29 protein-coding genes and 1 tRNA gene are annotated in these 26587 nt (G+C 56.1%); 7 read left to right on the top strand and 23 right to left on the bottom strand.

Going from position 1 to position 26587, the window contains the following annotated elements; all coding sequences use genetic code 11:
- Position 1: 1 nt before the first annotated feature.
- The 4 genes from IPI63_RS03455 to IPI63_RS03440 form a co-directional block, all read right to left on the bottom strand.
- Positions 2-1354, bottom strand: coding sequence for a TrpB-like pyridoxal phosphate-dependent enzyme (locus IPI63_RS03455; protein WP_214064508.1), 1353 nt, complete (start codon positions 1352-1354; stop codon positions 2-4).
- 172 nt (positions 1355-1526) lie between these two features.
- Positions 1527-2318, bottom strand: coding sequence for a hypothetical protein (locus IPI63_RS03450; protein ID WP_292476649.1), 792 nt, complete (start codon positions 2316-2318; stop codon positions 1527-1529).
- 202 nt (positions 2319-2520) lie between these two features.
- The gene (locus IPI63_RS03445; protein ID WP_292476648.1) at positions 2521-2802 is read right to left on the bottom strand and encodes a hypothetical protein; all 282 of its coding nucleotides are present in this window, start codon (positions 2800-2802) and stop codon (positions 2521-2523) included.
- Positions 2803-2887: 85 nt separating this feature from the next.
- A tRNA-Met gene (locus IPI63_RS03440) sits at positions 2888-2962 on the bottom strand.
- 122 nt (positions 2963-3084) lie between these two features.
- Between IPI63_RS03440 and rnhB the strand changes: the two genes are divergently transcribed.
- Positions 3085-3717, top strand: coding sequence for a ribonuclease HII (rnhB, locus tag IPI63_RS03435; protein ID WP_292476646.1), 633 nt, complete (start codon positions 3085-3087; stop codon positions 3715-3717).
- 34 nt (positions 3718-3751) lie between these two features.
- Positions 3752-4897: an alanine--glyoxylate aminotransferase family protein gene (locus IPI63_RS03430; protein WP_366850521.1), complete on the top strand. Its 1146-nt coding sequence runs from the start codon at positions 3752-3754 to the stop codon at positions 4895-4897.
- 45 nt (positions 4898-4942) lie between these two features.
- Here IPI63_RS03430 and IPI63_RS03425 read toward each other — a convergent pair whose 3' ends face one another.
- Both IPI63_RS03425 and IPI63_RS03420 read right to left on the bottom strand, forming a co-directional pair.
- The gene (locus tag IPI63_RS03425) at positions 4943-5686 is read right to left on the bottom strand and encodes an MBL fold metallo-hydrolase (protein ID WP_292476645.1); all 744 of its coding nucleotides are present in this window, start codon (positions 5684-5686) and stop codon (positions 4943-4945) included.
- On the bottom strand, positions 5683-6975 hold the full coding sequence (locus IPI63_RS03420) for an ATP-binding protein (RefSeq protein WP_292476643.1): 1293 nt from the start codon (positions 6973-6975) through the stop codon (positions 5683-5685). Before IPI63_RS03420 ends, IPI63_RS03425 begins: the two co-directional genes overlap by 4 nt.
- Before the next feature lie 213 nt (positions 6976-7188).
- On the opposite strand from IPI63_RS03420, the gene IPI63_RS03415 reads away from it, so the two are divergent.
- The gene (locus tag IPI63_RS03415) at positions 7189-8850 is read left to right on the top strand and encodes an aldehyde dehydrogenase (protein ID WP_292476641.1); all 1662 of its coding nucleotides are present in this window, start codon (positions 7189-7191) and stop codon (positions 8848-8850) included.
- Between the two features lie 66 nt (positions 8851-8916).
- Here IPI63_RS03415 and IPI63_RS03410 read toward each other — a convergent pair whose 3' ends face one another.
- Genes IPI63_RS03410 through trpD form a run of 5 tightly spaced genes read right to left on the bottom strand, consistent with a single transcriptional unit; the run spans position 8917 to position 13304 of the window.
- A complete protein-coding gene (locus IPI63_RS03410) occupies positions 8917-9648 on the bottom strand; it encodes an indole-3-glycerol-phosphate synthase (protein WP_292476640.1) in 732 nt (243 codons plus the stop codon).
- Positions 9636-10217, bottom strand: coding sequence for an aminodeoxychorismate/anthranilate synthase component II (locus IPI63_RS03405; protein ID WP_214066125.1), 582 nt, complete (start codon positions 10215-10217; stop codon positions 9636-9638). The genes IPI63_RS03410 and IPI63_RS03405 overlap by 13 nt, the downstream gene beginning before the upstream one ends.
- Positions 10214-11656 (bottom strand): anthranilate synthase component I, encoded by a 1443-nt coding sequence (gene trpE / locus IPI63_RS03400; protein WP_292476638.1) that lies wholly within the window; start codon positions 11654-11656, stop codon positions 10214-10216. The genes IPI63_RS03405 and trpE overlap by 4 nt, the downstream gene beginning before the upstream one ends.
- On the bottom strand, positions 11647-12273 hold the full coding sequence (locus tag IPI63_RS03395) for a phosphoribosylanthranilate isomerase (RefSeq protein ID WP_292476636.1): 627 nt from the start codon (positions 12271-12273) through the stop codon (positions 11647-11649). The genes trpE and IPI63_RS03395 overlap by 10 nt, the downstream gene beginning before the upstream one ends.
- Positions 12270-13304, bottom strand: a complete 1035-nt coding sequence (gene trpD / locus IPI63_RS03390) for an anthranilate phosphoribosyltransferase (RefSeq protein ID WP_292476634.1) — start codon at positions 13302-13304, stop codon at positions 12270-12272. Before trpD ends, IPI63_RS03395 begins: the two co-directional genes overlap by 4 nt.
- 188 nt (positions 13305-13492) lie before the next feature.
- Between trpD and IPI63_RS03385 the strand changes: the two genes are divergently transcribed.
- Positions 13493-14254 carry a Rossmann-like domain-containing protein gene (locus tag IPI63_RS03385; RefSeq protein WP_214066130.1) on the top strand — a complete coding sequence of 254 codons (762 nt, stop codon included), beginning with the start codon at positions 13493-13495 and terminating at the stop codon, positions 14252-14254.
- Positions 14255-14347: 93 nt separating this feature from the next.
- On the opposite strand, the gene IPI63_RS03380 is transcribed toward IPI63_RS03385, so the two are convergent.
- Positions 14348-14626 (bottom strand): hypothetical protein, encoded by a 279-nt coding sequence (locus IPI63_RS03380; RefSeq protein WP_214066128.1) that lies wholly within the window; start codon positions 14624-14626, stop codon positions 14348-14350.
- A gap of 164 nt (positions 14627-14790) precedes the next feature.
- Between IPI63_RS03380 and IPI63_RS03375 the strand changes: the two genes are divergently transcribed.
- Complete coding sequence (locus IPI63_RS03375; RefSeq protein WP_292476631.1) at positions 14791-15915, top strand: EF-Tu/IF-2/RF-3 family GTPase; 1125 nt, start codon at positions 14791-14793, stop codon at positions 15913-15915.
- A gap of 10 nt (positions 15916-15925) precedes the next feature.
- On the opposite strand, the gene IPI63_RS03370 is transcribed toward IPI63_RS03375, so the two are convergent.
- The 6 genes from IPI63_RS03370 to IPI63_RS03345 all read right to left on the bottom strand — a co-directional run bounded on the left by IPI63_RS03370 (position 15926) and on the right by IPI63_RS03345 (position 21305).
- Positions 15926-16180: a hypothetical protein gene (locus tag IPI63_RS03370; protein WP_292476629.1), complete on the bottom strand. Its 255-nt coding sequence runs from the start codon at positions 16178-16180 to the stop codon at positions 15926-15928.
- 112 nt (positions 16181-16292) lie between these two features.
- Positions 16293-17264 carry a methenyltetrahydromethanopterin cyclohydrolase gene (mch, locus tag IPI63_RS03365; RefSeq protein ID WP_366850855.1) on the bottom strand — a complete coding sequence of 324 codons (972 nt, stop codon included), beginning with the start codon at positions 17262-17264 and terminating at the stop codon, positions 16293-16295.
- Between the two features lie 232 nt (positions 17265-17496).
- Positions 17497-18081: a hypothetical protein gene (locus tag IPI63_RS03360; protein ID WP_292476627.1), complete on the bottom strand. Its 585-nt coding sequence runs from the start codon at positions 18079-18081 to the stop codon at positions 17497-17499.
- Positions 18082-18214: 133 nt separating this feature from the next.
- Positions 18215-18955 carry an ABC transporter ATP-binding protein gene (locus IPI63_RS03355; protein ID WP_292476625.1) on the bottom strand — a complete coding sequence of 247 codons (741 nt, stop codon included), beginning with the start codon at positions 18953-18955 and terminating at the stop codon, positions 18215-18217.
- Positions 18948-20108 carry an FtsX-like permease family protein gene (locus IPI63_RS03350; RefSeq protein WP_292476623.1) on the bottom strand — a complete coding sequence of 387 codons (1161 nt, stop codon included), beginning with the start codon at positions 20106-20108 and terminating at the stop codon, positions 18948-18950. Before IPI63_RS03350 ends, IPI63_RS03355 begins: the two co-directional genes overlap by 8 nt.
- Positions 20109-20117: 9 nt before the next feature.
- On the bottom strand, positions 20118-21305 hold the full coding sequence (locus IPI63_RS03345; RefSeq protein WP_292476621.1) for an FtsX-like permease family protein: 1188 nt from the start codon (positions 21303-21305) through the stop codon (positions 20118-20120).
- A gap of 108 nt (positions 21306-21413) precedes the next feature.
- Here IPI63_RS03345 and IPI63_RS03340 point away from each other — a divergent pair, with 108 nt between their 5' ends.
- A complete protein-coding gene (locus IPI63_RS03340) occupies positions 21414-21887 on the top strand; it encodes a hypothetical protein (RefSeq protein ID WP_292476620.1) in 474 nt (157 codons plus the stop codon).
- 5 nt (positions 21888-21892) lie between these two features.
- A complete protein-coding gene (locus IPI63_RS03335) occupies positions 21893-24106 on the top strand; it encodes a S9 family peptidase (protein WP_292476619.1) in 2214 nt (737 codons plus the stop codon).
- Here IPI63_RS03335 and IPI63_RS03330 read toward each other — a convergent pair.
- The 5 genes from IPI63_RS03330 to IPI63_RS03310 form a co-directional block, all read right to left on the bottom strand.
- Positions 24039-24701: a class I SAM-dependent methyltransferase gene (locus IPI63_RS03330; RefSeq protein ID WP_292476617.1), complete on the bottom strand. Its 663-nt coding sequence runs from the start codon at positions 24699-24701 to the stop codon at positions 24039-24041. The two genes, IPI63_RS03335 and IPI63_RS03330, sit on opposite strands and share 68 nt — an antisense overlap.
- A gap of 105 nt (positions 24702-24806) precedes the next feature.
- Positions 24807-25364 (bottom strand): 30S ribosomal protein S7, encoded by a 558-nt coding sequence (locus tag IPI63_RS03325; RefSeq protein ID WP_214064457.1) that lies wholly within the window; start codon positions 25362-25364, stop codon positions 24807-24809.
- Between the two features lie 5 nt (positions 25365-25369).
- The gene (locus IPI63_RS03320) at positions 25370-25798 is read right to left on the bottom strand and encodes a 30S ribosomal protein S12 (RefSeq protein ID WP_214064450.1); all 429 of its coding nucleotides are present in this window, start codon (positions 25796-25798) and stop codon (positions 25370-25372) included.
- Positions 25799-25845: 47 nt separating this feature from the next.
- On the bottom strand, positions 25846-26277 hold the full coding sequence (locus IPI63_RS03315) for a NusA-like transcription termination signal-binding factor (RefSeq protein WP_214064451.1): 432 nt from the start codon (positions 26275-26277) through the stop codon (positions 25846-25848).
- A complete protein-coding gene (locus IPI63_RS03310) occupies positions 26274-26582 on the bottom strand; it encodes a 50S ribosomal protein L30e (RefSeq protein WP_214064452.1) in 309 nt (102 codons plus the stop codon). Before IPI63_RS03310 ends, IPI63_RS03315 begins: the two co-directional genes overlap by 4 nt.
- Between the last annotated feature and the right edge of the window lie 5 nt (positions 26583-26587).

The following is a 26587-nucleotide window of genomic DNA, read 5'->3' as shown; positions in this document are numbered from 1 at the left end:
ATCAGGGCTTCGGCAGCTTGGCCAGGGACTGACGGACCAGCTCGGCAGGATAGACGTAGTCGACAAGCTTGCCATCATTGTAGGCATCATATGATGCCAGGTCGAAGTGTCCGTGGCCGCTGAGGGAGATGAATATGACCTTCTCCTCTCCAGTCTGCCTGCACTTGAGGGCCTCATCTATGGCCGGCTTGATGGCATGGGCCGATTCCGGTGCCGGGATTATGCCCTCGGTGCGGGCGAAGAGAGTTGCCGCCTCGAAGACCTCGTTCTGCTGCAGAGCTGTGGCCTCGATCAGGCCGTCATGCACCAGGTTGCTCAGCAGTGGTGCATCCCCATGATAGCGCAGCCCTCCAGCATGGATGCCGGGTGGTATGAAGTCATGGCCCAGGGTGTACATCATGATCACCGGAGCCATGCCTGCTGTGTCGCCATAATCGTAGGCGAAGAGACCTTTGGTGAGGGTGGGGCAGGCAGTGGGCTCGCAGGCGACCATTCGCAGCTCCTTTTTGTCCTTGAGCTTATCGGGAATGAAGGGGAAGACCATCCCCGGGAAATTGCTCCCTCCGCCGCAGCAGCCGAACATCACATCGGGATAGTCCTCAGTCAGATCGAACTGCTTTTTCAGCTCAAGCCCTTCTATCGTCTGATGGAGGAGGACATGGTTTAGAACCGATCCCAGGGCATAGTTGGTATCATCATGGCCTGCTGCATCCTCCACCGCCTCGGAGATGGCTATTCCCAGGCTTCCTGGAGTGTCGGGCATCTTCTCTCTTATCTGCCGGCCGTAGTTCGTCCTCTCCGAGGGGCTGGAGAGGCATTCTGCACCCCAGACTCGCATGGCGCTCTTGCGATAGGGCTTGCTATCAAAGCTCGATCTTACCATGTAGACAGTACACTTCATGTCGAACAGGCAGGTGGCCAGGCTGAGGGCTGAACCCCACTGGCCGGCTCCGGTCTCAGTTGCCAGCCTCTCTATCCCCTCTTTCATATTGTAGTAGGCCTGGGGGATAGCAGTATTGGGTTTATGGCTGCCCGCGGGGCTCACCCCCTCATACTTGTAATAGATCTTGGCAGGGGTCTTGAGCTTCTCTTCCAGGGAGGCGGCTCGATAGAGGGGGGTGGGCCTCCAGAGGCGGAGGATATCCCTTACCCTTTCTGGTATCTCTATCCAGCGTTCAGTGCTCATCTCCTGCTGGATGAGCGCCTTGGGAAAGATCGCCTCCATGTCCTGGGCGGTCAGAGGCTTCAGCGTTCCCGGATGCAGAGGATGTTTCAGGGGCGTTGGCATATCTGCAGCTACGTTGTACCATCTCTTTGGCAGCTCTTCTTCATCGAGCAAATACTTGATTTTCATCTGGGACCTCCATCTCTATGCTGAGATGCAATCTAATGTACATCGATGATGCATCCCGTCTTTATTTAAATGCTTTGAAATGGTCTGAATAGTTTTGGGCAGATATAAATGCCATTACTGTTAAAATATTTTAAAAATAAAAAAGGATGTGATTCTCATCACTCAATGCTGCTCAGGCTGCATTCAGCCATCTATCTATTCCAATTGCCCAGGCGATGTCGTTATCCGCACTGCTCCAGTACTCACTATTGATCAGCTTCTGATACTCCTTTAATGCCGCCTTGTTATCCAAACCGGCCTGAGGGCCGAAGCTGGTCTTGGGAACGCCATAGACAGATCCCAGATAATCGGGGCTGGTTACAGTGGTTATGCCCGCCGGTGCTTTTGTGGCAGTTACAGTGCTCAATACATCCACATTCACTGTATTGCTGGCCATTCCATCTACGATGAAGGAGATCTGGTATCTGCCAGGCTTGTCTGCATAAAGCCGGAGCTGGCTGGCGGGGAAGAGGAAGTAGTTGAACTCATATCTCTGACCGCTGGGATGGTATACGATGAAGGTTCCCTGTCCCTCCTTGCTGGAGATGGCCAGAAGATTCACCATTGATCCCTGGGGGACCACAGCATACTGCGACCAGCTAGTTGCTCCAGCAAGCCACAGGGAGTTGCCCACAGCAGCTGGTTGATAGGTGGAATAGTCGACCTTCTGCATAGCCGTGCCGAAATACACATATGCTGGTGCCTTGCCAGTCAGATCAACCTGGACGGGAGCACTGAGCAGAGTGGCTGGCGCTACGCCCATGGTGGATCCATAAAAATCATTGTACAGGGCAGAGTTTTCAAAGTCGATAACTGCACTGCCTTGATAGCCGCTTAATGCCACCGGTTCCGCTGCATTAGCTCCTAGAAGACATGCAAATAGAATGAATGCCATCAGGGCTGATGATAGCCAGTTGATTTTCATATTTCATCCTCCAAATATTGATCTCATCGGGTACGGTTAATTCCATGTATATCTATTTTGCCCGTTAAAGCTAGGCATTAGAATAGTTGGATCTATGATATTTATACGTTTTCTGCCACTGATATTCATATTTATTTTTAAAAGTGATCTATCAATTCAGATCATTTTAAAAATTCAATGACGGATGGCGATAGATCTCTGATTATTCATAACTGGTAAATGGATAGAGATCATCTGGGAAGACCAATCTGAAATCAGCATTCAATGATGCCATCATTACAGCTATCGATGATGCCATCATTACAGCTATCGATGATGCCATCATTACAGCTATCGATGATGCCATCATTACAGCTATCGATGATGCCATCATTACAGCTATCGATGAAGCCATCATTATAGCTATCGATGATGCTATCATTGCTGCGACCATTGATGCTGTCATTACAGTGATCAATGATGTAATCATTATATTATCTATCATTTGCCATCCTCGGGGGGAGGATCTCCCTGCTGCAGCGCTCCTACCAGGGATATATCGCGATTGGCGATAATTGAGAAAAAATTTATAGCGGGGAGTAGATTTGAACTACTGGTCTACGGGTTATGAGCCCGTCGGGATATCCTGACTACCCTACCCCGCTGCATATTGGACATACTCACTGATTTATCCTAGCTTATAAGCCTTGCGCGCAGGAGCCCTGCTTGCAGAGTCCATCTTCGTCAGATTCGCTTACTTAATGTATCAGCAGCGCAATCAACTCTTATGCTGCTGATGGGTGCAGATGAGGCAGGAAAGGGGCCGGTGATCGGCTCCATGTTCGTCGCCGGCCTGGTGATCGAGGAGGAGAGGCTCTTCGACCTGGCTGCCCTGGGGGTGAGGGACTCCAAGATGCTCTCCTCAGTGAAGAGGGAGTCTCTGGCGAGAAAGATCACCTCCATTGCCACAGATCAATACATCCTGGAGGTCAGGCCGGAGGTGATAGATGAACTTCGCCAGGTCATGACCATGAATGAGATCATGGTGAGGAGCTTCTCCCAGGTGGTGGAAAGGCTCCATGCCGACAGGGGCGTGCTCGATGCCTCCGATGTCAATGCGGAGAGGTTTGCCCGTGCAGTTCGCAACCGCTGCAAGAGCAGCATGGATCTGATCGCAGAGCACAGGGCAGATCAGAGGCATCGGGTCGTCTCTGCGGCCTCAATTCTGGCCAAGGTGCGCCGGGATCAGTCCATGCGGGAGCTGGAGCAGAAGATGCAGTGCACCATAGGAAGTGGATATCCCCATGATCGCGATACCATCGCTTTTCTCTCCGGATGGGTGAGGGAGAATAAGGAGCTCCCCTCCTGCGCCAGGCATAGCTGGTCAACGGCGCAGCGCATCAAAGCTAGTTTTATATAGGCTGCCTGAAATCAGGATGCTAAGAAGGGATCAAATGGATATAGAGGATACTTTGCTCATGATTCCAGGGCCGGTCAAGGTCGCGCCTCGCGTGCTGCGAGCTATGTCCAAGCCAATGATCAGCCACAGGAGCGCTGAGTTCGGAGCTATTTACAGCGAGTGCATGCAGCTGCTTGGAGAATTCTTTGAGACCAGAAACCAGATCGCGATAATGACGGGCAGCGGGACTTTAGGCATGGATGCTGCTGTAGCCGGGATCATCGGTCATGAGGATAAGATAGTCACCATATCCAATGGCAAGTTCGGTGAGCGCTTCACTGAGATCGGCGAGAGGTATGGCCAGTCCATTCCCGTGAGATTCGATTGGGGCATGCCCTTCGATCTGGATCGAGTTGCAGCCGCCCTGGAAGAGGGGGCCAAAGCTGTGGCCATGGTCCATAATGAGACCTCTGTGGGCCTCACCAATCCGGCAAAGGAGGTGGGAAGGCTGGCAAAGAAGCATGATGCTGTCTTCATTGTGGATGGCATATCCTCCATCGGGGGCAATGAGTTCCCCACAGACGAGTGGAATGTCGATATCGCCGTCACCGGCTCGCAGAAGGCCCTGGCTGTGCCCCCTGGCCTGGCAGTGGTCTCAGTATCTCCCAGAGCGGAGGAGAGCCTCCTGCCCCAGAGCGCCAGCTACTATGCCGATCTGAAGGCCCATCTGAAGAGCGCGCGAAAGGACCCCGCTCAGACCCCATTCACCCCCGCAGTTCCCCTGTTCTTCGCCATGCAGGAGGCATTGCATATGGCGGCGGAGGAGGGGTTTGCTGCCCGGAGGGCGCGAGCAGCAAAGCAGGCGGAGTCGGTTCGCTCAGCTGCCAGGGCGCTGGATATAGAGCTCTTCCCCCAGACCAATGAGCACTCTCATTACTCCAATACTGTGACCGCCATGAAGATGCCCGCGGGCGTATCGGACGACAGGCTGCGCGGGGGCATGAAGAAGAAAGGGGTCATAGTCTCCGGGGGGCAAGAGCAGCTCAAGGGCAAGATCTTCCGCATCGGCACCATGGGGGTATGCTCCAATGGCGATCTACTGAGGACCATTCAGACCCTGGAGCTGATTCTGCTCAAAGAGGGCAAGCTGTCCGCCTGCGGCGCAGGGGTGGAGGCGATGAGCAGGGTGCTGGAGAGCTGATGCTCTTTGGGCAGGGAATTTATTCCATAAAAAAACCCAACTTTTTTATAATACTATCTCCATCATATCGTGCCCCAGAGGCCACCTCTTCAGAGCCTCCTCATGAGGTGGGTACAGATGGCTCAAATGGGTGAGAATCAGCCTCTTCGTCCCCAGCCTCTCTGCCAGCTCTATGGCCTCATCCGCCGTCATGTGCTTGCTGATGGTATAGCCGGGAGGGGTGATGGCATCGGCTAGCATCAGATCGGCATCTCTCATCAGCTCCAGGCTCTTTTCCGGGATCTCCATCTTGGTATCGCTGGTGATGATCACCACCTTGCGGCCGTCGTCTATCCGTACTCCAGCGGTCTCTATTGGAGGGTGGTTGACCTCGAAGAGGGTGAACTTCATTCCTGCGATCTCAAAGGGCTGCCCGGCTATGACATCATGGCGCACGGGGGCCAGGAAATAGAGATAGTTGAGGATATAGTCCATTGTATCCTTCAGGGCATAGACATCCACGTGGCTTTGCACCCGGTGGAAATCCCCAAAGCCCGCATAATGATCATAATGGGCATGGGTCCAGATCACACCGTCCACGCTTGCTATATCCTTCTTCAATAGCTGCCAGCGCAGGTCCGGGCTGGTGTCCACCAGCACCCGGCCATCATCCTCATCCGACTCGATGAGGACGGAGAACCTCATCCTCCGGCTGCGTCCCCCCCGCAGGGCATCCATGCAGGCCGGACACTTGCAGCCTATCTTGGGAGTGCCTATAGCATCGCCTGTGCCCAGAAGGGTGATCTTCATGAGGAGATGCTCCGCTTGTAGTCAGAGATCCTCTGGCGGAAGTCATCGATGGAGTTGAGGAGATCCTGCTGGCATAGCTCTCTTCTGTTCTCCAGCAGGGCATTGAGCACCGCCTCTCTGATCACCAGCCGCAGGTCGGAGCCCGAGTAGCCGTCGGTCATCTCCGCCAGGGTTGCAGTATCCACATTGGCGTTTATGGGCTCGAGGATCTTCTCCAGGATCCTCTTTCTCGTATCCAGATCGGGCAGGGGGAAGTTGAGCACCTTATCAAACCTTCTCCAGGCGGCATAATCCAGCAGTTGGGGATGGTTTGTGGCTGCCAAGAGAAGGACGCCATGCTCGACCAGATTGATCTCATCTATGGCCTTGAGCAGGGTGTTGACTGCCCTTTTCATGGCGCCATGCTCATCTGAGGTCCTGGTCTTGGCCACGAAATCGAACTCATCAATAAAAAGTATGCAGGGGCTGAGCCTTTTGGCCAGCTCGAATACCTTGTCTATGTTCTTGGAGGTCTCCCCCAGGTACTGGCTGGTGATCATGGATAGGCGGACCTCCACTATGGGGAGGGAAAACCAGCTGGAAAGCGCCCGGGCGGTGGAGGTCTTTCCCGTTCCCGGCGGGCCGATGAAGAGGAGCTTGCCGATCTCATACAGGCCTATCTGGCGGAGGTATTCCCTGTTCTCCAGCGCCTTGCCCGTCTTCTCGATCTCCGTCTTCTGCTCCTCGGTCAGTATCAAGCCAGAGATGCTGTCTCTCACATCCTCTGGCGCTTTTATATAGGCCAGCTTGAGGACCTCATCTGCCTCCTTTTCATCCCTGCACAGCTCCTTTATGCGGGCATTTATCCATTCCCGGTCTGCAGAGAGGGGCTTGTTGTCCTGTCTGGCCTCGGAGTAGCTCACCCCAATGGAGTCATAGTTCTCATAAAAGAAGGCAAGGGTGGGATTGGATCTGATCCTGGCCAGATCCTTCTGATTGGCAAACCATCTGGCGGCGACATCAAATACAGTAAGCCTTAGCTGCGACCCGAACTCCTCAAAGGAGATAAAGCTCAGATCCTTGATGACTGCTTTGACGTTCTCTATGCCATAGATCTCTCGCACATCGCTGCTGGTCACATAAATCGGACGCTTTACGCTCTTTGTATCTGCATCGAAGTAATGCTTGCGAATACTGGGTGGCAGATCATCCTCTGTCAGATTCTCTTTGCGGTTGTACAGATCTGCCGTCAAGAGCAGCTCTGCAACCTCAATCGCTCCGCACTTCTCTAGATCGTTCTCTGTGCCCATCTATCCAACTCTCCGGAACTGAACTAAGGCAGTGGACCATAAAATGAGATAAAGCTTTCTGTGGTCGTGAAGGGATGATCCAGGAAAGGAAGAAGCACCAGCCCGAAATAGGCCAGAGCACAGGAAGATTCCAGGCAGTGTATCAGCCGCACAGCTAAGTTGAGGGCCAAAAATATATGGCGCCCAGAGGATGAAGTCTTGGAGGATGGTGATATGCCAGAGATGAAGACAGATGGAGATGATCTTGACCTGAGGCTGAGCTCTGCCTTTGATGGAATCTATGAGATGGCCGGCGGCCTGCCCACCTTCAGGATGCTGATCGATGGCGCCTGGAGGGAGAGCGAGCGGGATGAGGCCTTTGCTGTCCGCACTCCTATAAACGGCAGCAGCATAGCAAGAGCCCAGGCAGGAACAAAGAGCGATGTGCAGCTCGCCTGCCGCTCAGCAAAAAGGAGCAGAGGAATAAGGGAGATGCCCGGCTGGGAGAGGATGGAGATCTTCAGGATAGCAGCGCAGATGTTAAAAGAGCACCAGGAGGAGTTTTTGCATGCGAGCGATGTGCAGCTCGCCTGCCGCTCAGCAAAAAGGAGCAGAGGAATAAGGGAGATGCCCGGCTGGGAGAGGATGGAGATCTTCAGGATGGCAGCGCAGATGTTAAAAGAGCACCAGGAGGAGTTTTTGCATGCTCTGCAGCTTGAGGCCGGGAAGACAAGATCCGATGCTCAGGGAGAGTTCGAGGCCACAGTGCGAAGGCTGGAATTCACCCGCCAGGAGGCGGGCCGCTTTTATGGCGACTGGATACCAGGGGATTGGAATAAGGGGACAGAAGAGAAGATGTCTCTTGTCATCCGTGAACCCCTGGGAGTTGTAGCGGCCATAGTTCCCTTCAACTATCCTCTCTTCATAGCCGCAACAAAGGTTGTGCCGGCCCTCTTGGCAGGAAACTCTGTGGTCGTAAAGCCGTCGAGCACCAACCCGATCTCGGCCACTATGCTGACAAGAATTCTGCAGATGGCGGGGGTCCCGGAGGGCAGCTTGAACCTGGTCACGGGCAAGGGATCGGAAGCGGGCGATGCACTCGTCGAGAGCGATGATGTGGATATGATCAACTTCACCGGGAGCACGCCCATCGGGAAAGAGATAGCAGGGAAGGCTGGATTTAAACGGCTTCACCTGGAGCTGGGCGGAAAGGCCTACGCCATTGTCCTGGAGGATGCAAATCTCGATCTGGCTGCCAGAAGGTGCGTTTATGGATCGCTGAAGTTCTCCGGGCAGAGGTGTGATGCCGTGAGCGCCATCCTGGCTGTGGAGGGGATAGCGGATGAGCTTGTGGAGAGGATGGTTGCCGAGGCGGAGGGGTGGGAGCTTGGCGACCCCAGGGACAGCTCTGTGAGCATAGGCCCCCTGATCGATTCCCGGGCGGCGGAGAGGATAAGCGATCTGGTCAAAGATGCGACGGAGAAGGGAGCCAGGCTCTTATTGGGCGGCGAGCATCATGATGCCTATTTTGAGCCGACTGTACTTGATCATGTCCCCAAGGAGGCTGCAGCGGCCAGGGAGGAGATCTTCGGGCCTTTGGCAGTGGTCATCCGCTGCAAGGATGAGGGCGATGCCCTGGGCTTTGCCCTGGGGTCAAGGTATGGCCTGGAGTCGGCAGTATTCACAGAGAACCTCCATAGCATGTGGCGGGTGGCCAGGGCGCTGGAGTGCGGCGAGGTGACTGTCAACGACTGCCCCTCTCACGGGGTGGGCTACTTCCCATTCGGCGGCAAGAAGGACTCAGGAGTCGGGCGGGAGGGGATAGGCTACAGCATCGATGAGCTGACTGCTCTCAAGACAATCGTCTTCAACCTGGGGCCCGCAGGCAGGGAATAGAGGGATAAGAGAAGATACCGCCTGCGGGCAGCAATGGGCTGGAGGACGGATAGATGCCGTTGCCTCTCAGAGCCTGTTTATCTCCTCCAGCCTCCAGGGCTCTGCCATCAGCTCCGTTCCCACCAGCAGGGCATCTGCCCCCGCCTGTACCATCCGCCTGGCGTCTTCCGGTGTGTGCACCCCGCTCTCCGCCACCAGGAACACCCCTGCCTCCCTCGCCCGCGGAGCCAGCCGCTCGAAGGTCTCCAGGTCCACCTCCAGTGTCTTAAGGTTGCGATTGTTTATGCCGATGATCTCTGCCTCCGTCCCCAGGGCTCTCTCCAGCTCCTCCTCTGAATGAACCTCCACCAGCGGCTCCATCCCAATGGCCCTGGCTGCAGCAATGAAATCGTCCAAATCGATATTTAAAGCAGCGATGAGCAGCACGAGGTCCGCCTGGACCTCGGAGAGCTGCTCCTCACTGAATATGAAGTCCTTTCTCAGCACCGGCAGTCCCGCCTGGCGGGCGGTACGGGCATTCTCCAGGCGGCCTAAAAAGTGGGTGGGCTCGGTGAGAACGGAGATGGCGCAGGCACCGTACTGGGCATAAGCGCGGGCATAAGCGGCCACCTCTTCCTGAGCGAGAGCCCTGCCCAGGGCCTTGGGTTTGATCTCGGCGATGATGGGGATCATGCCCCTGCCCCTCGCCGCCCGGGCAGAGGCGACCAGATCCCTCCTCTCCTCCACCGGCCAGCCCTCCCCGGCCCCCGGCCCGCGAGCCCGGGAGCTCTGCAGAATGTCATCGATCAATGAATGCAACCTTCCACCTCCTCCACCCAGTTTTGGATGATCCTCTTTCCCGAGGGGGTGAGAACCGACTCCGGATGGAACTGCAGACCGGAGTGAGGCCGGCTCTTGTGGCGGATGGCCATCACCACCCCCTCTGCGCTCCGGGCACATACATCCACCTCCGGGCTGAGCCTCTCTATGGCCAGGGAGTGATATCGTCCACCCTGTAAGGGGTTTTCCACTCCCCGGAATATCCCCCGCCCGTCATGCCCGATCCGGGAGCTCTTTCCGTGCACGGGCCTGGTATGGGAGGTGCTCCCCCCATAGGCCAGGTTCAGGGCCTGATGGCCCAGGCATATCCCCAGGATGGGAGTATGGGGATGGCCGAGGATGATATCCAGGCAGTTGCCGATGTCCCTGGCCCTGGACGGATGGCCCGGCCCGGGGGAGATCACAATCCCCCTGGGCTTCAGCCTCTCCACCTCCTCCAGACTGATCTCATTGGGGAGGACGATGGTGTTATCATAAAAGACAGAGACATAATCCACCAGGTTCCAGACGAAGGAGTCGTGATTGTCCACAAAGAGAATAGGCCTCATGCCGTCACCCCCAGGGCCCTTTTCATGGCCGCCATCTTCCTTTCCGTCTCCAAAAACTCCTTCTCCGGATCGGAGTCGACCACTATTCCCGCTCCCGCCTGCACTGTGGCCACACCATCCTGAAGGAGAATGCTTCTGATGGCTATGGCGAAGTCGGCACTCCCGTCCACTGAGAAGTAACCTATGCCTCCGCCGTACAACCCCCGGGGCTCCTCCTCCAGATCATCGATGATCTCCATCGCCCGGAGCTTTGGAGCGCCGGATAGGGTTCCGGCTGGAAAGACCGATCGGGCGGCATCGAACTGATCGCACTCAGCACGCAGGTCGCCCACCACAGTGGTCTCGATGTGCTGCACATGAGAGTACTTGAGAACGGACATGAAGTCCTCGACCTTAACCGTTCCCGGCTGACAGACCGCCCGCACATCATTTCTGCCCAGGTCCACCAGCATGATATGCTCTGCTCTCTCCTTTTCATCCTGGAGCATCGCCTGGGCCAGGGCGGCATCCTCCCCCTCCGTCCTTCCCCTCGGGCAGGTGCCTGCAATGGGGTTCACCCTCAGCCTTCCTGCAAAGGCCGAGAACAGGGTCTCGGGCGAGGCGCCGACGATGGTCAGGGGGCCGAACTCGAAGAGATAGGTGTAAGGGCTGGGATTGATGCTGCGCAGGCGGCGGTAGAGGCCCACGGGGTTGCTGCAGCTCACCTGAGCAGACCGGGCCAAGACCAGCTGTAAGATGTCGCCATCGATGATATGGGCCTTGGACTGGGCCACTCCCTCCTGGTAGATTGACGCCTCCCCCATCCTCAGAACCCGGCCCTGCAGATCCTCTGCCTGGCTGTCCTCGGGATCGGCTCCCTGAATGACCTCCACCAGGTCCGTCTTCGCCCCGGGGAGTATGGGGGCCACGGCGAAGTAGACCCTTCTGATGAGATGGTCGAAGATGAATGTGCTCTCCATCACTGCAAACTGAGCATCAGGGGTGGCGGAAAGGGACCTCCTGTTCAGCCGCTCCATCACCAGGTCGTAGGAGAGATAGCCTATCCCTCCCCCGAAGAATACCTGCCGGCCAAAGCTATTGGCCTCAGAGGATCTCCGGCAGGGGATGGCAGAGCGCAGGGCATCGAAGAGGTCAAACCCCTCTTTGATCGGCCCCTCCAGCCTCTTATCCGATTTGCGCAGGTCTATGCAGTTGGATAGGCGCTCTTCCATCCTCTCTATTCCTCCATTGAAGAAGTCCATGACCAGATAACGGTTCTTGATGGTCACCAGAGCAGAGGGATCGGCGCCCACAAAGGAGAAGCGGGCCCGGTTCCCTGACTTCTCCACCGACTCCAGGAGGTAGGGGTGCCGGCGGGACCTCAGCCTCATATAAAGGGTGAGCGGGGCATCGACGCTCACCTTGTCTGTGACATCAACCATCACCGGCTCTAGCGGCATGATCTCACCTGCTCTACAAACTGCTCCATCCTCCCTCTATCCTTTCTCCCTTCTACCTCGACCCCGCTGGCCACATCAACGGCATGAGGGCGGACGGTGCGCACCGCCTGGCAGACATTATCCGGCCCAAGGCCTCCGGCCAGGATCACTGGGACCTTCAGCTCCCGGACCAGCCGGGCACTGAGATTCCAGTCATGGGTCTCGCCGGTCCCGCCCAGCACACCGTTCTTGCAGGTATCAAGGAGGATGGCGTCTGCCAGCGGAGCCATCTGGAGGGCCTCATCTCCCTCTGCCCGGCAGGCGATGATGATCCTCTGGGAGACGCTATCCCTCAATCTCCTCAGCTCCTCCCTTTTCAGTCTGCTGTGAATCTGCAGCAGATCAGCACCGGTATCCTCTGCGAGACGCAGAGCATCATCCAGATCGCGGGGATGGATCACAGCCACACTGGCGACGAAGGGCGGGACCATATCGATCAGCTCCCGGGCAGCGGAGGCGGATATGCAGCGTCGGCTCTGCTCAATCTCTACAATGAATCCCACTGCATCTGCCCCCGCCTGCAGTGCCCCCTCAAGGTCGAGCCCATCCTTGAGGCCGCAGATCTTGACCCTGGTCATAAGAAGCGCTCCAGCCTCTCTGGCTCTCCACTTGCATTTACCATCCTCTTCAGGGTCTTTAAGGCCTCTCCGGAATCGATGGCCTCCTCGGCCATGCTCGCCCCCTTCCTCAGAGTGGAGGCGAGGCCGGATACATAGACCGCTGCCCCGGAGTTGATGACGATGATATCCCGCGCCGGGGAGGGCTCGCCCCTCAGCACCTCCACCAACCGGCGGGCATTCTCATCGGGCATCCCGCCAGCGATATCGGAGCTCGTTGCCTGCGGATAGCCCAGGTCCTCTGGATGGAGGGTGTAGCTCTTCACCGATCCATCATTGAGCTCAGAGATGCGGGTCTCGCCGGTGTTGGTGATCTCATCCATGCCCTCGCCGTTCACCACCATCGCCCTCCTCGTTCCCAGGACATGCAGCACCCGGGCCAGCTTCTCGCACAGAGCGGGATCGTAGACCCCCATCACCTGCGCCTTCGCCCCGGCGGGATTGGTCAGCGGCCCCAGGATATTGAAGACGGTACGAATGCCAAGCTCCTTTCTCACCGGGCCCACCCTCTTCATGGCAGGATGGAATGCCGGGGCCAGCATGAATCCAATTCCCACCTCCTGAATCAGAGACTGGACCTCAGCCGGGTCGGAGCTGATCTTCACCCCCAGAGCATCCAGGACGTTTGCACTGCCGCACTTCGAGCTTATGGCATAATTGCCGTGCTTGGCCACGGGGATGCCGCAGGCAGCAGTGACGATGGCTGCGGCGGTGCTCACATTGATGGTATTCGAGCCGTCTCCTCCTGTGCCACAGGTATCGACCAGATTGCCATTGACTGAGGGCTCTATGCGGATGGCGGACTCTCTCATCTTCCTGGCAAACCCCGCGATCTCGGATACCGATTCGCCCTTCCTGCGCAGCGCCACCAGAACGGCTCCGATCATGGCATCGGATGCCTTATTGAAGATCTCGTCCATCAGGGCCTCAGCCTCCTCCAGGGAGAGGTCCTGCCCTTCCATGATCTTTTGCAGATAGCTCAAGTGAATCACCAGATCGTTTAATGTACAATTTTGTACTATATTGATTGAAAACATACATCGTATTTATAGATTATGCACCACTGGCTAACTCAGGTCGCTGAACGGGCCGCCTCTGCCGCAAAGGGGATAATCCAGAAGGGCAAATCACAGATTCACCTGCAATGAATTGCAATGAAATCCAAGCCCAAGAGGTGAGCATGACCAGTGGAGAGCTATTAAAGGAGGCAAAGAGGCGTTTTGTCAGGCTGCTGCAGTCTCAGGGAGATGAGGCATATCGCCGGGAGCTGCAAAGCGAGGTGGTCGTCAGCCGGCCGCTCAGCTCTGCCGAGGCCATCGGAGATCCGGGACGGGATGACTTTCCCATAATCAGGGGACGGGAGGTCCTCATGCAGGCGACCTTCAAGGGGGCTGTCGGTCAGGCGTTCACCGCCGCTCAGGGCAGCTTCAAAGGGACCTTGGGGGATGTTCTGGCCTTGCCCCTGGAGGAGAGCTTCGAGCGAGCGGTCTTTGTTTCCACCATGAATGCAGCACTCAGATACCTGGAAAAGATAGAATTGACAGTCCACTGCCGGGATGATGGCCCGAGGAGTTGCTCCTCACAGGTTGCGGACTGGCTGAGGGATCAGCAATGGGAGAAGGTGGGTCTGGTGGGCCTGCAGCCAGCGATTCTGGATGCTTTGGTCAAGGCCTTCGGCAAAGAGAGGGTGATGGTCTCCGACCTGGCAGAGGCGGGAAGCATTCGCAGCGGAGTCAGGGTTCTGGATGGCCTGAACTCCATGGAGATATTCGAGCAATGCCAGATCATTCTGATCACCGGCTCCACCATAGTGAACGGCACCATCGACGAGCTCCTGGACCGGGCACGGGAGCATGAGAGGAGGGTGGTTCTCTTCGGTGTGACCATAGCCGGGGCGGCATACCTCATGGGGCTGGAGAGCTGGTGCGCCTGCTCGAGTTGAATGCCCCTGGCAGGAGGGAATTGCAAAAAATATGAAATATAAAATGGTGTTGGCCCGGGGTGAATTGGCCTGGTGAATTGGCCTATATCAGGCCTACCATTTGCCAGTCTCTATCACATTGAGCTTATCCAGGAGCTGAGCTATCGCCTCTGGGCTGAGATCGTTCTTCCGGCTTATCTTCAGAACACGCGTCAACTCTGTATTCTGATCGGTTCCTGTGAGCTGAGCAGCATATATCTCTGCTGCATCCAGGCCCTTTTCCATGACCACCCTCTTGGCCTCCTTGAGGACATCCCCGGTTATGCAGCTCTTGGCAGCGCCGATCTCCTCAATCGCCCTTCCCATGGCCTCCAGTTCCTTTGAGCTTAGCATATCATCAACCCCACAGATTCTAAACGATAGATAATGGAGCTTGATATCATAAATATCTATCGAAATTCCTTATTATTATAGAAATTCTATCATAATGTGTAGGCATAAATAGAGAGTTCAAAAAAAAAAGCGGAAAAGGGGATCAAAAAGCGAATAAACTGAGGGTGAAAAGAGCTGGAAAAGACATAAAAAGAGGGCAAGAGGAGGAGCAAAAGAAAAGCATACTGAAATTGGCCGAGAGGGTCATAGAAGGGAAGGAGAAGGGTCTATCCAATCTGCAGCCCCGCCACCGCAAGGCCTATCATCCCAAGGATAGATTCAGGCATTCTATGTCCAATCTCAATGTGGCGATACTGGGCGCAGCTGATTATGGCAAGGAGCTGGGGAAGAAGGGCACCGTCAGCGATCTTACCTTCTATAATCTGAAGAAAGGGGAGAGTACAGTAACCCTAATCGAGCCGAGCAGATATCCGGAGAGGATAGCACCCTTATTCTATGCCATCTCCATGTCCCAGAAGATTCTATTGATTGTGGATCACATAGATCCCGCCTTTGGGGAGACGGTCCTCATGCTGGACTCCCTGGAAAAGAAGGAGGGCATGGTGATACTGAGAGATTTCATAGATAAAGATCAGGTCATGCCCTTCATCAGGGGCACAGTGGTTGAGGGTTATGAATTTTTAGATGATGATAAGAATGCCCTTCGCGAGAGGCTCCTGGCCCTTTCTGAAAAGATCAAGACCAACTACGACTCTCCAACCGGGACCATGCCTGTGGATCACTTCTTCAATGTACGGGGTATAGGCACTGTGGTCTTGGGATCGGTGGCAGAGGGGGCATTGAGAAAGCATGATGAGTTGATGCTCCTTCCCGGGGAGAAGACCGCCCAGATCCGCTCCATTCAGAGGCATGATGAGGACTTCGATGTCGCCGGAGCGGGTGAGAGGACGGGAATCGCCCTCAAAGGGGTCGATGTTGGGGATCTGGACCGGGGAACCATCCTCACCAATGACAAATCGATCAAAAAGGCCTCAGAGCTCCAGGCCACGGCCCGGATAGTTAAATACTGGCCAAATCCCCTCAAAGAGGGAATGGTGCTTCACATCGGCCACTGGATGCAGTTCGTTCCAGCCAGAGTACAGGAGGTCCTGCCGGAGGCTGACTGGCACCGGGCTGAGCTGAAACTGAGGCTGGACAGGATGCTCGTCTTCCGGGCAGGCGCAAGAGCAGTCCTGACCTATCCTGAAGGAGCAAAGCTCAGAGTGGTGGGGACAATAGATCTTCCCTGATGGCCGGAGCTCAGTCCTCAGGGGATGGGGATGCCACCTCTTGCCAGTGCTCGCCCCTGGACGGAGCCTGCCTCAATGCCTCTTCCCTCTCGGCATTCATCAGGCCGTCCAGCCAGTCATTGAGCTTCTTGCCGGTGTTATGGGCTGCCCAGTATGACTGGAGCCTGACATGCTGGTCACAGCGATGGTTGAGGCTTATGCCACGCTGGCAGATGGGCCCGCCGCATGGCCCATGGCCCTTAAGGTCGCATTCTGTTGAGTTCATCTCATCTCTCCAGATGCCTGGAGGTTTATCTAGATTATCCCGGAGCCATTCTCATTGTATCCCTCTTCCTCCCATATCAGCAGGAGGATGCGCCGCCCCATCCCGGGAGCCATCAGCTCAAACCGGGATCTTCCAGGTGGAACGACTCCGCAAGCACCTGGGGATTGGTCTTCCCGCATACGAATGTCCTTCGCGATTTGACCTCATTCATCACCACTTTGGCCGGGGCGAAGACATTGTGATCCACCTTGAAGAAATCAAAACCAGCGGCCTTGAAGGTCTGGTAGAAAGGCGCTCCCCAGTCCCGGGAGGAGGAGGAGGGCATCGCCTTCAGGTATCTTTGCAGTTCCTCGATATCCTCATAGACTAGGGTGTAATAGGTCTCGCCACCATAGATTATGGCGTCATTGGAAGAGCCCATGCAATGGGTCATATCCCCGCTGATGGGGGAGATGGGCGCCCTCCCCCAGCCGCTTTTGATGCTGTTGATGTCAAATCCCATAGTGAAGAGCTTGTGCAGGCCGGTCTCCACCACCCGCGCTGATACCTGCACCAGGCCGGCTATGGAGTCGGTGGGGGCCACGGCAATCCTCAGATCGGCAGGATCGATTCCACACCTCTGGGCGATCAATGCCGAGACCTTCTCATCCGGCAGCCTGCTCGACTCCAAGAAGAGGACGGCGATGTCTGAGAACTCCTCGAATCCTATCTTCTCATACAGCTCCCTGGTCTTTCCCGCCAGCACCCTCCCCGGTCCGCTTCCCATGGCGAAGTACTTCTCCGCCTTGATCTGCCACATGGCACACTGAGAGGCCATACAGGATACAGCTGGATAATCTGTGGCCACCTGCACTCCGGGAAGGAGGACTCCGCCAACATCACAGGGTGTGAGCTGAATGTCGGCCAGATCGCTCATGCACAGGCGGGAGAGATATATGCCCGCCCCGATCCCTCCCTGGGCCTCAACTCCTGCGTCTATCACCACTGTGCCGTTCTCAAGCTCATGAACCTCTATTTGCAGCTCATCTCCATAGTCGAGCATCTCCTCAAAGACCTCGAAGCCCATCTCATTGATTCCCATCAAGGTGAACACCTTTCCGCATCAAAAGAGCCACTGTCCATAAAAGTCTATCGACTGGCAGGAGATCGATTCCTGAAAATAAATGCAGGCAGGAAGAGCCTCTGGGGATCTTGCCCCCTCTTCAGAGCATCGGCTAGCCCAGAGGGGGAGGCTGAAGGCCTCTTCCTGCTCTCATCCCGGTGATCAGCCGGGGAGAGCGCCTCAACCGGGAGGCTTCCTTCGAGCTTGATCTGCCTTAAAGGCCGATTGTGGATTTGGCAGGGGAGCCTACGGTATAAGTCTCCCTGGCTTTGGTGGCGCCCACCTGGACAGTCTCGCCGGCACCAAGTCCGCTGCCGACGATGAAGGTTGGTTTGATCTTCATTCCCAGTGCCACTGCCTGGGCCGGCCTGGTCTCCATCTTGCCCAAAATTCCCTCCTTCGGGACAACTGCCGGAGCGCTCACCACAGCAGCTTCCGTCTCATTGACTGCAGGGGGGGCCTCAATTACCTCCGGAGCGGTCACATCCACCACAGCTGGGGCCTCGGTCACACTCTCAAGAGCAGCCTCGACTGGAGGAAGGGTCTCGTTGGCGGCCACAACAACGCTGGCATTCTCTGTGGCTGGAACTGTCTCATTCAATGTGGCATTGTCCAGGGCAATGGTGGCATTGTCCAGGGCGATGGTGGCATTGATGGTTGTATTATTCAATGTGGCGTTGATGGTTGTATTATTCAATGTGGTGTTGTTTGCTGTGATGTTCTTTATAGTGGCGTTCAGGGCAGGGGAGCTGTCATGGGCGGAGACGACCAGGGCTGCGGCCATCATCAGTAGGAGCACGCCTGCAAAATATATTATCTGTTTGGTCATATAATACCTCGACCTTCTTTCAAGTCTTCAAGCTTATCAATTTTCCCATCCAATTGGCTTGCACCCCCTTGCTCCCCCAATGGGGCCGGCGGAGCAGACCACCCTACTCTGCCCGCTCGCAATAATCAGTGGTAACGAAATCTTCCCCCGCCCGCTTCATCTCGCAGACTATCTTGCCATCCACTATCCTCAGTATGCGGTCGGTCTTCTCCGCCAAAGTCATGTCATGGGTCACCAGGATGAATGTCTGGTTGATCTTCCGGTTCAGCTCTCGAAGCAGATTGTATATCAGCTGGGAGGATTTTGTATCCAGGTTTCCTGTCAGCTCATCTCCTATGACGATGGAGGGGTCATTGGCCAGCGCCCTGGCCACAGCCACCCTCTGGTTCTGGCCGCCGGATAGCTGATTGGGCCGGCTGTGCAGCCTATCCCCCAGGCCTACAGAGGCGAGAAGCTCCTCTGCTCGCAAGTGAGCCTCGGCCTTGCTCTTATTGGCGATGAGCATGGGCATCATCACATTCTCCAGGGCAGTGAACTCCGGGATCAGATGATGATACTGAAAGACAAATCCAAGCTCCTGGTTTCGCAGGCGGGCCCTCTCATCCGGGCTGGCGCGGCTGACATCGATCCCCTTGAGGGTGATATGGCCTTGGCTGGGAGTATCCAGCAGGCCGATCATATTGAGCAGAGTGCTCTTGCCGCTGCCGCTCGGGCCGACGATGGCCACGAACTCCCCCGCCTTGATCCTGAGGCTGATTCCGTCCAGGGCGCGGACCTGGACCCCATCTCCATAGATCTTGGATAGATCCTTCAGAACAATTATATCATCATCTCTGTTATTCACTGCCAATCGCCTCCACCGGGTCGAGACTTGCTGCTGAATATGCTGGATAGAGCCCGGAGATGAGGTTCAAAGAGAGGGCGAAGAGCAGGGCAAGGGCGAAGTACTCTGGCCTGGGATCGATTACTATCCTGCCATCTCCTGCTGCTGCGCTGGTCACATTCATGGGGAGAAGAGCTATCGCCCGGGCGGCAGCATAGCCCAGGGCTGCCCCCAGGGCTCCCGCCGGCAGGCTGATGAGCACATTCTCCAGCAAGAATATCATCAGTATAGAGCGCCTTCTCGTTCCCATGGCCATAAGTATCCCAATCTCCCGCTTCCGTTTGCTCACCACCATTATTGTGGTATTGGCTATGACGAAGGCTGATATTAAGAATATGAACATGTAGAAGAGTATATTGGTGACCCCCTGGTTTCCCACGAACCTGGCGATCTCCGGGCTGAAATCCTGCCAACTGGTGGCCTCATACTGGCTGATCTCATTCCACTCCCTGGCCATGGCCGGGGCCTGGGTGTAGTCCGAGAGCCTCACACCAATCTCAGTTACCACATCACCCTCCTCCAGCAGCTCCTGGGCAGTGTCCAAGGATATGTAGACCAGGGTCTGGTCCTTGATCGTCCCCTTCTCCATTATGCCCATCACCTTCAGCCGGAGGGAGTCGTTCTTAAGGTGGAGATGGAAGTCTCCTCCTTCTCTGATATTGAGATTCTGGGCCAGCCTGGACCCCAGAAATGCCCCCCTCTTATTGAACCTCAGCTGAGAGAAGTCCCCGGAGATGGCCGACTGCTGAACCTTCATCAGCTGGTCCTCCAGACCGGGATTGACCCCCACAAACTCCACCGATTGCACATTGTCCTGGAAACGGGCTGCACCCTGTCCCACCAGCCGGGGGGAGAGGGCAGAGACCCCAGGATGAGAGCGGAGCTGACTGGAGAGAGAGCGGTACATATTGATGTAGCTCTCGCCCTCCTTGGGGCCTACCAGGATATGGGGGTTCTTGTTCACAGTGTTCTCTATGATCTGGCTGCTCACGCTCTCAGTCATACCCAGGGACATGATGATAATTGCCACAGCTATAGCCACTGAGAGCAGAGTGAAGGCCGTGCCTCTCCTATTGGTCAGCATATGCCTCAGGGCAATATCCAGCTCGAACATATCCTCCAGTTATCCTCCCCTCAGGGCGATCACTGGATCGATTCTGGAGGCTCTCCTGGCTGGGTAGAGGGCGGCCACTATGCTCAGAGCTATCACCAGAAGATCGAGAAGCAGGATATCCCAGGGGTTCAGGATGAGGGGCAGAGTGGTGATCACGCTCCCCCCGGCTGCGACCTCGAAGGGGACCCGTCCCAGATAATGGACGCCCACCACGCCCACCACCGATCCCGCAGCTGCGCCTAGAAAGCCCAGCAGGCTGCTCTCCGCCAGAAAGATGTTGCGGATGTCCTTTGGCCTTGCCCCCATAGCCATGAGCATGCCGATCTCTCTTGTCTTCTCCACCACCATCAGGTTCATGATGCTGGCCACGCCGAAGAATGCCACCACCATGAAGAGCAGTATAGAAAGTCCAGTCCAAAAGCCGCCGATGTTTATCGCCCTCATGATCTCCGGGTTCTTCTCCTCCCAGCTCCTGGCATTATAGCCCCAGGAGCTGATCAAGCTGGCCAGGCTCCCTGAGTGGCGGATATCATCCAGGCTTATATCCACAGCATTTATCACATCTCCCTCCCCCTTGAAGCTGTGGGCAGTGCCCAAGGAGACAAATGCCACCCGCTCGTCCAGAGGAGTGCCGGTCTGGAAGATCGCCACCACCTTCAGATCGAGGGGGTGGGAGCGGGGAAATGTGGCCTGGACCTGGTCTCCGAGCCTGAGCTGCAGGGATTTGGCCAGCTTAACTCCGATCGCAGCAAATCCCTCCTGCTGAGCATTGATGAAATCCCCCTGGAGCAGCGATCCTTGTATCTTGTATATCCTGTCTATTTCCAGGGGGTCGGACCCCTTCAACAGGGCGTTCTTGCTCTTATCCTTGCGGGAGAGGGTGGCAGGGGTGGTGAGGGAGGCAGCAGCAGACCTTATCCCCGGCTGGGAGGCGATCCGGTCTAAAAGGCTCTTGTAAAGATGGATGAACTCCTCATTCTCCCTGGGCTCGACCACCACATGGGGCATTTTCTCCTCCACCAGGTTGGTGAGTATCTGCTGCTGGCCGTTGATCAGAGAGGAGAACATGATTGAGATGCTCACCGCCAGGCCCACCGCCAGAAGGGAGAGGAAGGTCTGCCGCCTCCTCCGGAGCACATGCCGCAATGCTACAGTCATGGGAAGCGAGCCTGGAGTATCAAGGATATTCAGATCCATTCTCTTCGATCCATATAGAGATCGCTCCCGCCCATTTAGACCTGACGGCATTGGAAAAAATATTTAAGGAATTTCCCCCATCATCCTCAGAGCCAAAGAGGGGACTAAATGCTCAGGGAAGCAGTAAGGCCGATTGTGATTCTATTCATCCTGCTGGCGTTTCTCTGCCCGCCGGCTCCGGGGGCAGGGAACAAGACAGCATACACCCGGGACGGGGTGCACTTCGTCTCCAAGGAGAGGATGGAGGAGAATATATTTTATGAGTATGCCAAGCCGGGCGACTATCGGGAGGTTCTGGTCCCTTCAGATACAATAGTGGTCGGTGCATCGGTCATACCCCAATTGGCAGAGGAGGAGCATCTGGCGCAGGAGCCAAAGGGGACGCCGGGGGATGAGGAGGAGGGGGCAGGAGGCTCTTCAAATAAAAGAGAGGGCTCTTCTGATGGGGGAGAGGACGCCCCCAAATACCCCTATGCCGCCATTGGCATAGGACTGCTTTTGGTCTGTGGCCTGCTTGCATCTTTAGCCTGGGTCAGGAGCCGGAAGAGCCGGCGGAGACGCAGAAGTCTCAGGCGGAGGTAGAGATCTTGGCCAGTGGGAGAAGAATCCAGGCCCATGCGATCGGACATAAACCCTCCCCTCTTCTGGCCGCCCTTTTCGGACTGCTGCTGATCCTCTCCTCGGCCCCGGCCAGGGCAGAGCAGCTGCAGGATGTATCTGAGGATTCCCTGAACCTGACCTTTCTGATGCTGCAAAAGCTCAGTGGCACAGCAGCAGCAGGCGCAGACCTGTATAGCAATGGGGGCGAGGACGGCCTCAAGCTCATCTCTCGCCAGCTGTTGTTCGGCATTCCGGAGAGGGTTGGGGTTCAGATCAGCCCTGATGGCAGCTGGCTCAGCTATCTCTCGGCGGAGAGCGGTTTTTTCAACATCTGGATAGCTCCTGTGAACAGGCTCCCTGCCGCCTCTGAGGGGAGATGGACCCTGAAGCCCGATCTATCCTCGGCCCGGCCGCTCACCAATGAGACCATTCGGGGCATTGAGAGCTACTTTTGGGCCGACACCGGCCGCCATATCATCTTCTCCCTGGACACCTTCGGGGATGAGAACTGGCATATCTACTCACTGGACATAGAGACCGGAGAGAGGCTGGACCTCACCCCTTACGGCAACGTCAGCGCATATGTGCTGGCCACGAGCAACGAGATTCCCGAGGAGATTTTAGTGGGCATAAACGAGAGGGATCGGGAGTATCACGACCTGTATCAGATCAACATCACCACTGGAATGAGAAGCCTCGTCCTGAGGAATGACCGGTTTGCTGGATTTCTGGCCGGCGATGATCTAAGGGTCCTCCTGGCGGTTGATGTGATGGCGGACGGCATTGAGTACCTGCAGACTGACGGCATAGGCTCCTGGAAGCCCTTCATGAAGATAGATTACTTGGATAGCGCCACCACTTACCCCCTGGGCTTCGACAGGAAGGAAGATATTCTCTATATGGCTGAGGGCCGGGGCAGAGATACTGCAGCGCTGACATCCTGGAATCTGCGGACAGGAAGAACTGAGATCCTGGCCCAGGACCCCAGCTCAGACCTGGGCTGGGTCCTCTTCCATCCCACAAGCCCCATCGTTCAGGCGGTGAGCTTCGAGTATTACCGGCATAACTGGACGGTCCTGGACGAGTCCATTCGCCCTGATCTGGAGTATCTGCAGCAGCTCAACCCCGGTGACCTGATGGTCACCTCTCGCACCTCAGACGATAGCATCTGGATTGCCGGATTCATAAGCGACTCTGCTCCTGCCAGGTATTATCTGTACGACAGGAGGGGCAGGGTCGCTGAGCCTCTCTTCAGCGCCAATAGGATGCAGGAGAGGCTGCCCCTCTCAAAGATGCATTGTGTAACCATAAGGTCCAGGGATGGCCTGGATATGGTCAGCTATCTCTCCCTCCCTCCCTGGACGGATGAGGATGGTGACGGAATGCCAAATGAACCCCTTCCCATGGTGCTGTATGTTCATGGCGGGCCCTGGACGAGAGACTCCTGGGGCTTTGACGAGACCCATCAGCTCCTGGCCAACCGGGGATATGCCGTCCTCAGCGTGAACTTCCGCGGATCTTCGGGATTCGGCAAGAGGTTCATCAACGCCGGGGATGGCGAATGGGGAGGGAAGATGGAGGAGGATCTATTAGATGCCGTCCGCTGGTCGATTGAGAAGGGGATTGCAGATCCGGACCGGATCGCTATATTGGGGCTAAGCTATGGCGGCTATGCCGCACTGTCTGCACTGGCCAATACTGGAGGGCTCTTCGCCTGTGGAGTGGACATCTGCGGCCCCTCCAATCTCACCTCATTCCTTCTCACCCTCCCCGAGTACTGGAACCCCTCCCTGGAGGTCAAGCTCCGGAGGGTAGGCGACTACAGAACTGAGGAGGGCAGAAGGATGCTGGATGAGCGCTCCCCCCTCTCCCGGGCTGACCGGATCGAAAGGCCCCTATTGATCGCTCAGGGGGCGAATGATCCGCGGGTGAAGAGGAACGAGTCAGAGCAGATCGTCAGGGCCCTGGTGGAGAGGGGCGTCCCGGTGACTTATGCCCTCTTTCCTGATGAGGGTCACGGCTTTGTCCGGCCGGGAAACGGCCTGGCCTTCTATGCCCTCACCGAGGCCTTCCTGGCAGAGCACCTGGGGGGAAGGTACGAGCCCATAGGCCCGGCCCTGAACGGCTCGTCCATCACCGTCCCGGTGGGGGCGGATCAGATACCAGGACTGGCTCAGGCTCTGGCCCATAAGAGCCCTTGAAAAAGATCCCTTCCACCTGGGAGCGAACCAGATCGACTCCTCTTGCTCGCATCTTCCAGCAGCGGTTCTCGATTGAGAGGGGAGTCAACGGGAAGAAGAGCTCTTTGGCCTCAGATACTGTGAAGTAATGGGTGACGACGCCCGTCCCGCGCAGAAATGTGGCCTCCTCCACCTCCAGGCCCCGGCCCATGCGCATATCCTCCCTCCCAAAATCCCGAAAGAAGAGCTTGCCGCCGGGAAGGAGGACCCGCTCTGCCTCTTGGGCCAGAGAGCTGCGACCGGGCAGGAGGAGATGGCCGGCCACATGATAAGCGAAGATGGCCGCAAAGCTCTCCCCCTTAAATGGAAGCCTCTCCGCCTCGCCTAAGATCAGATCGGATTTCGACCGGGCACAGAGGCGCAGGGCAGGGAGAGAGATATCCAGGGCAGCGATCCTCCAGCCCTGAGGCATAGCAGAGAGGGTCTTGCCATCCCCGCAGCCCAGCTCCAGGACAGTGCTCCCCGCGGGCAGATCGGGCAGACCGCTGACACCCCCTCCCCAGAGCCGCCCCCGCATAGTGTAGTCACTATCCCAGGCCTTCATGTTCATGTGCATACTGCCTGTGATAGGCGAGAATAGATTGTATAGGCGCTATGAATTGATACCCAGCGCCTATATCTTTCTGCTTAATTGAAGATCTCTCTGCTTAATCGAAGGAACTTACCTTGCTGCTTTGGCCACCCGTTCCACACTGTCCTTGTGATTGATGGAATAGCTCTTAACATCGCGATTGGCAGCAGCAATGATCTCATCGGCCAGGGCGGCCTCCACCGTCTTGGCTTTCTTGAATGAGGCGGCATGAGCTCCCTTGGCGATGAACATCAGGGCAGTGTCCACCCTTCTCTGGGGGGCGGTGTCCACAGACTTGGGCACAGTTATGCCTCCGTACTTGAGTCGGACGACCTCTTCCCTCGGCCCGGCATTGGCTATGGCCTGGGCGAGGATGTTAAGGGGATTCTCTTTGGTCCTCTTGGCGATGATATCGAAGGCCCCTTCCACTATGGCATAAGCCTTGAACTTCTTGCCGGTGTTCCTCTCTTTGCGCATCATCTTATTGACCAGGCGCTCGACGATATGCTGCTCAGACTTCTTGAACTGCTGCTTGGCATGCTTTCCGCCGGAGTGCATGACCGCCCTTGGCATAAGGTTCATGTATCCTCTCACACCGGGATCCAGGACCTCTGCCTCGATATTATCCCATTTGCCGAATACCTTCATCTCGATCACCTCACCGGCTTCTCCTTCTTCCCTCGCACGAGCTCCTGCAAGGAGACATTATTGACAGCGATGACCTTGAATCTGACTCCAGGGATATCCCCCATGGACCGGCCCTGACGCCCGCCGATGCGGTCTACCAGGACCTCATCATGCTCATCTATGAATCCGATGGCTCCATCGCCCGGGGCAAAGGCTGTAACCTGGCGGCCGTTCTTGATCAGTTGTATGCGCACCGCCTTTCTTATGGCCGAGTTGGGCTGCTTGGCCTCAATGCCGACCTTCTCCAGGACGATACCCCTCCCCATGGGCGCTCCGCCCAGAGGGTCGGCCTTCATCTTGCTCCCCGACATCCTGCGGATAAACTTGGGATGGCTCCACCTCATCGTCTTCCTATCACTCTCCAGTTTCCTGGCTGCATAGATTCCATTTCCCATTCATTTCACCTTGAATAAATCGTGATCTGCCACTGAAATCAGGTTCATCATTGAATTATGATATCATCAACGCCATGGTGCCTCTGTGCAAGCATCTTGGCTTTAAGTATGTTACGACCATCCCTGCCGATGGCAATTCCCTTGTCCTTGTTTGCTACCTCTACATAAGCCAATCGCTTGCTGTTCTTGTTAACGACCATGATATTCTTGATGGCTGCGGGCTGAAAGAGGTTCTCCAAGAAGACCTTGACATCCTCGCTGTACTCCACAATCTCGATCTGCTTGCCGATCGATTTCTTGACCCGGTTGATGTTGGAGCCCTTCCTGCCTATGGCTGCGCCCATATCTCCCTTTTTGATGACGAAGATGATCCTATCGTTCTCCTCGTCCACTACACAATCCCTTGCCACGCCTCCTGTGAGGCTCTCGAAGAGTGCTATGTATCTTATTCCTTCAGTGGTGAGCTTGAACTCACTCATGCCTCAACACCCCGGATCTCCCGCTGCAGTGCCATTATCTCCGAGTCGCCTGGCTCGATGATGGCCAATGCAGCCACGGAGAAAGGTTTTCCGCAGGCAGATCCGAGATCCTTTCCCATGCCCTGATAACTGTAGACCGGCAGGTCCATGGTCTCCAACTGCATGCGCACGCCTACAGGGCAATCCAGGGCATAGATTATGAGCTTTGCCTCTCCGCTAAGTCCTGCTTCAACTGTCCTATTCGATCCTAGCATTACATTTCCTGTTCTGATGGAACTTCTCAACGCTCTATCTACATTGATCATCGTTA

It is taken from the genome of Methanothrix sp., from assembly GCF_016706325.1.
Taxonomy (GTDB): domain Archaea; phylum Halobacteriota; class Methanosarcinia; order Methanotrichales; family Methanotrichaceae; genus Methanothrix.
This window is presented reverse-complemented; position numbering and strand designations above follow the sequence as displayed.

Excerpts from the sequence above, each read along its gene's own strand:
- IPI63_RS03345 (WP_292476621.1), bottom strand. The coding sequence starts at position 21,305 with ATGGATCTGAATATCCTTGATACTCCAGGCTCGCTTCCCATGACTGTA.
- IPI63_RS03330 (WP_292476617.1), bottom strand. The coding sequence starts at position 24,701 with ATGCACATGAACATGAAGGCCTGGGATAGTGACTACACTATGCGGGGG.
- IPI63_RS03415 (WP_292476641.1), top strand. The coding sequence starts at position 7,189 with ATGCCAGAGATGAAGACAGATGGAGATGATCTTGACCTGAGGCTGAGC.
- IPI63_RS03445 (WP_292476648.1), bottom strand. The coding sequence starts at position 2,802 with ATGATAGATAATATAATGATTACATCATTGATCACTGTAATGACAGCA.
- IPI63_RS03380 (WP_214066128.1), bottom strand. The coding sequence starts at position 14,626 with ATGCTAAGCTCAAAGGAACTGGAGGCCATGGGAAGGGCGATTGAGGAG.
- IPI63_RS03370 (WP_292476629.1), bottom strand. The coding sequence starts at position 16,180 with ATGAACTCAACAGAATGCGACCTTAAGGGCCATGGGCCATGCGGCGGG.
- IPI63_RS03320 (WP_214064450.1), bottom strand. The coding sequence starts at position 25,798 with ATGGGAAATGGAATCTATGCAGCCAGGAAACTGGAGAGTGATAGGAAG.
- IPI63_RS03340 (WP_292476620.1), top strand. The coding sequence starts at position 21,414 with ATGCTCAGGGAAGCAGTAAGGCCGATTGTGATTCTATTCATCCTGCTG.
- IPI63_RS03425 (WP_292476645.1), bottom strand. The coding sequence starts at position 5,686 with ATGAAGATCACCCTTCTGGGCACAGGCGATGCTATAGGCACTCCCAAG.
- trpE (WP_292476638.1), bottom strand. The coding sequence starts at position 11,656 with ATGCCGCTAGAGCCGGTGATGGTTGATGTCACAGACAAGGTGAGCGTC.
- IPI63_RS03420 (WP_292476643.1), bottom strand. The coding sequence starts at position 6,975 with ATGGGCACAGAGAACGATCTAGAGAAGTGCGGAGCGATTGAGGTTGCA.
- IPI63_RS03350 (WP_292476623.1), bottom strand. The coding sequence starts at position 20,108 with ATGTTCGAGCTGGATATTGCCCTGAGGCATATGCTGACCAATAGGAGA.
- IPI63_RS03315 (WP_214064451.1), bottom strand. The coding sequence starts at position 26,277 with ATGAGTGAGTTCAAGCTCACCACTGAAGGAATAAGATACATAGCACTC.
- IPI63_RS03385 (WP_214066130.1), top strand. The coding sequence starts at position 13,493 with ATGACCAGTGGAGAGCTATTAAAGGAGGCAAAGAGGCGTTTTGTCAGG.
- IPI63_RS03325 (WP_214064457.1), bottom strand. The coding sequence starts at position 25,364 with ATGAAGGTATTCGGCAAATGGGATAATATCGAGGCAGAGGTCCTGGAT.
- IPI63_RS03430 (WP_366850521.1), top strand. The coding sequence starts at position 3,752 with ATGGATATAGAGGATACTTTGCTCATGATTCCAGGGCCGGTCAAGGTC.
- rnhB (WP_292476646.1), top strand. The coding sequence starts at position 3,085 with ATGCTGCTGATGGGTGCAGATGAGGCAGGAAAGGGGCCGGTGATCGGC.
- IPI63_RS03450 (WP_292476649.1), bottom strand. The coding sequence starts at position 2,318 with ATGAAAATCAACTGGCTATCATCAGCCCTGATGGCATTCATTCTATTT.
- IPI63_RS03455 (WP_214064508.1), bottom strand. The coding sequence starts at position 1,354 with ATGAAAATCAAGTATTTGCTCGATGAAGAAGAGCTGCCAAAGAGATGG.
- IPI63_RS03405 (WP_214066125.1), bottom strand. The coding sequence starts at position 10,217 with ATGAGGCCTATTCTCTTTGTGGACAATCACGACTCCTTCGTCTGGAAC.
- IPI63_RS03310 (WP_214064452.1), bottom strand. The coding sequence starts at position 26,582 with ATGATCAATGTAGATAGAGCGTTGAGAAGTTCCATCAGAACAGGAAAT.
- IPI63_RS03395 (WP_292476636.1), bottom strand. The coding sequence starts at position 12,273 with ATGACCAGGGTCAAGATCTGCGGCCTCAAGGATGGGCTCGACCTTGAG.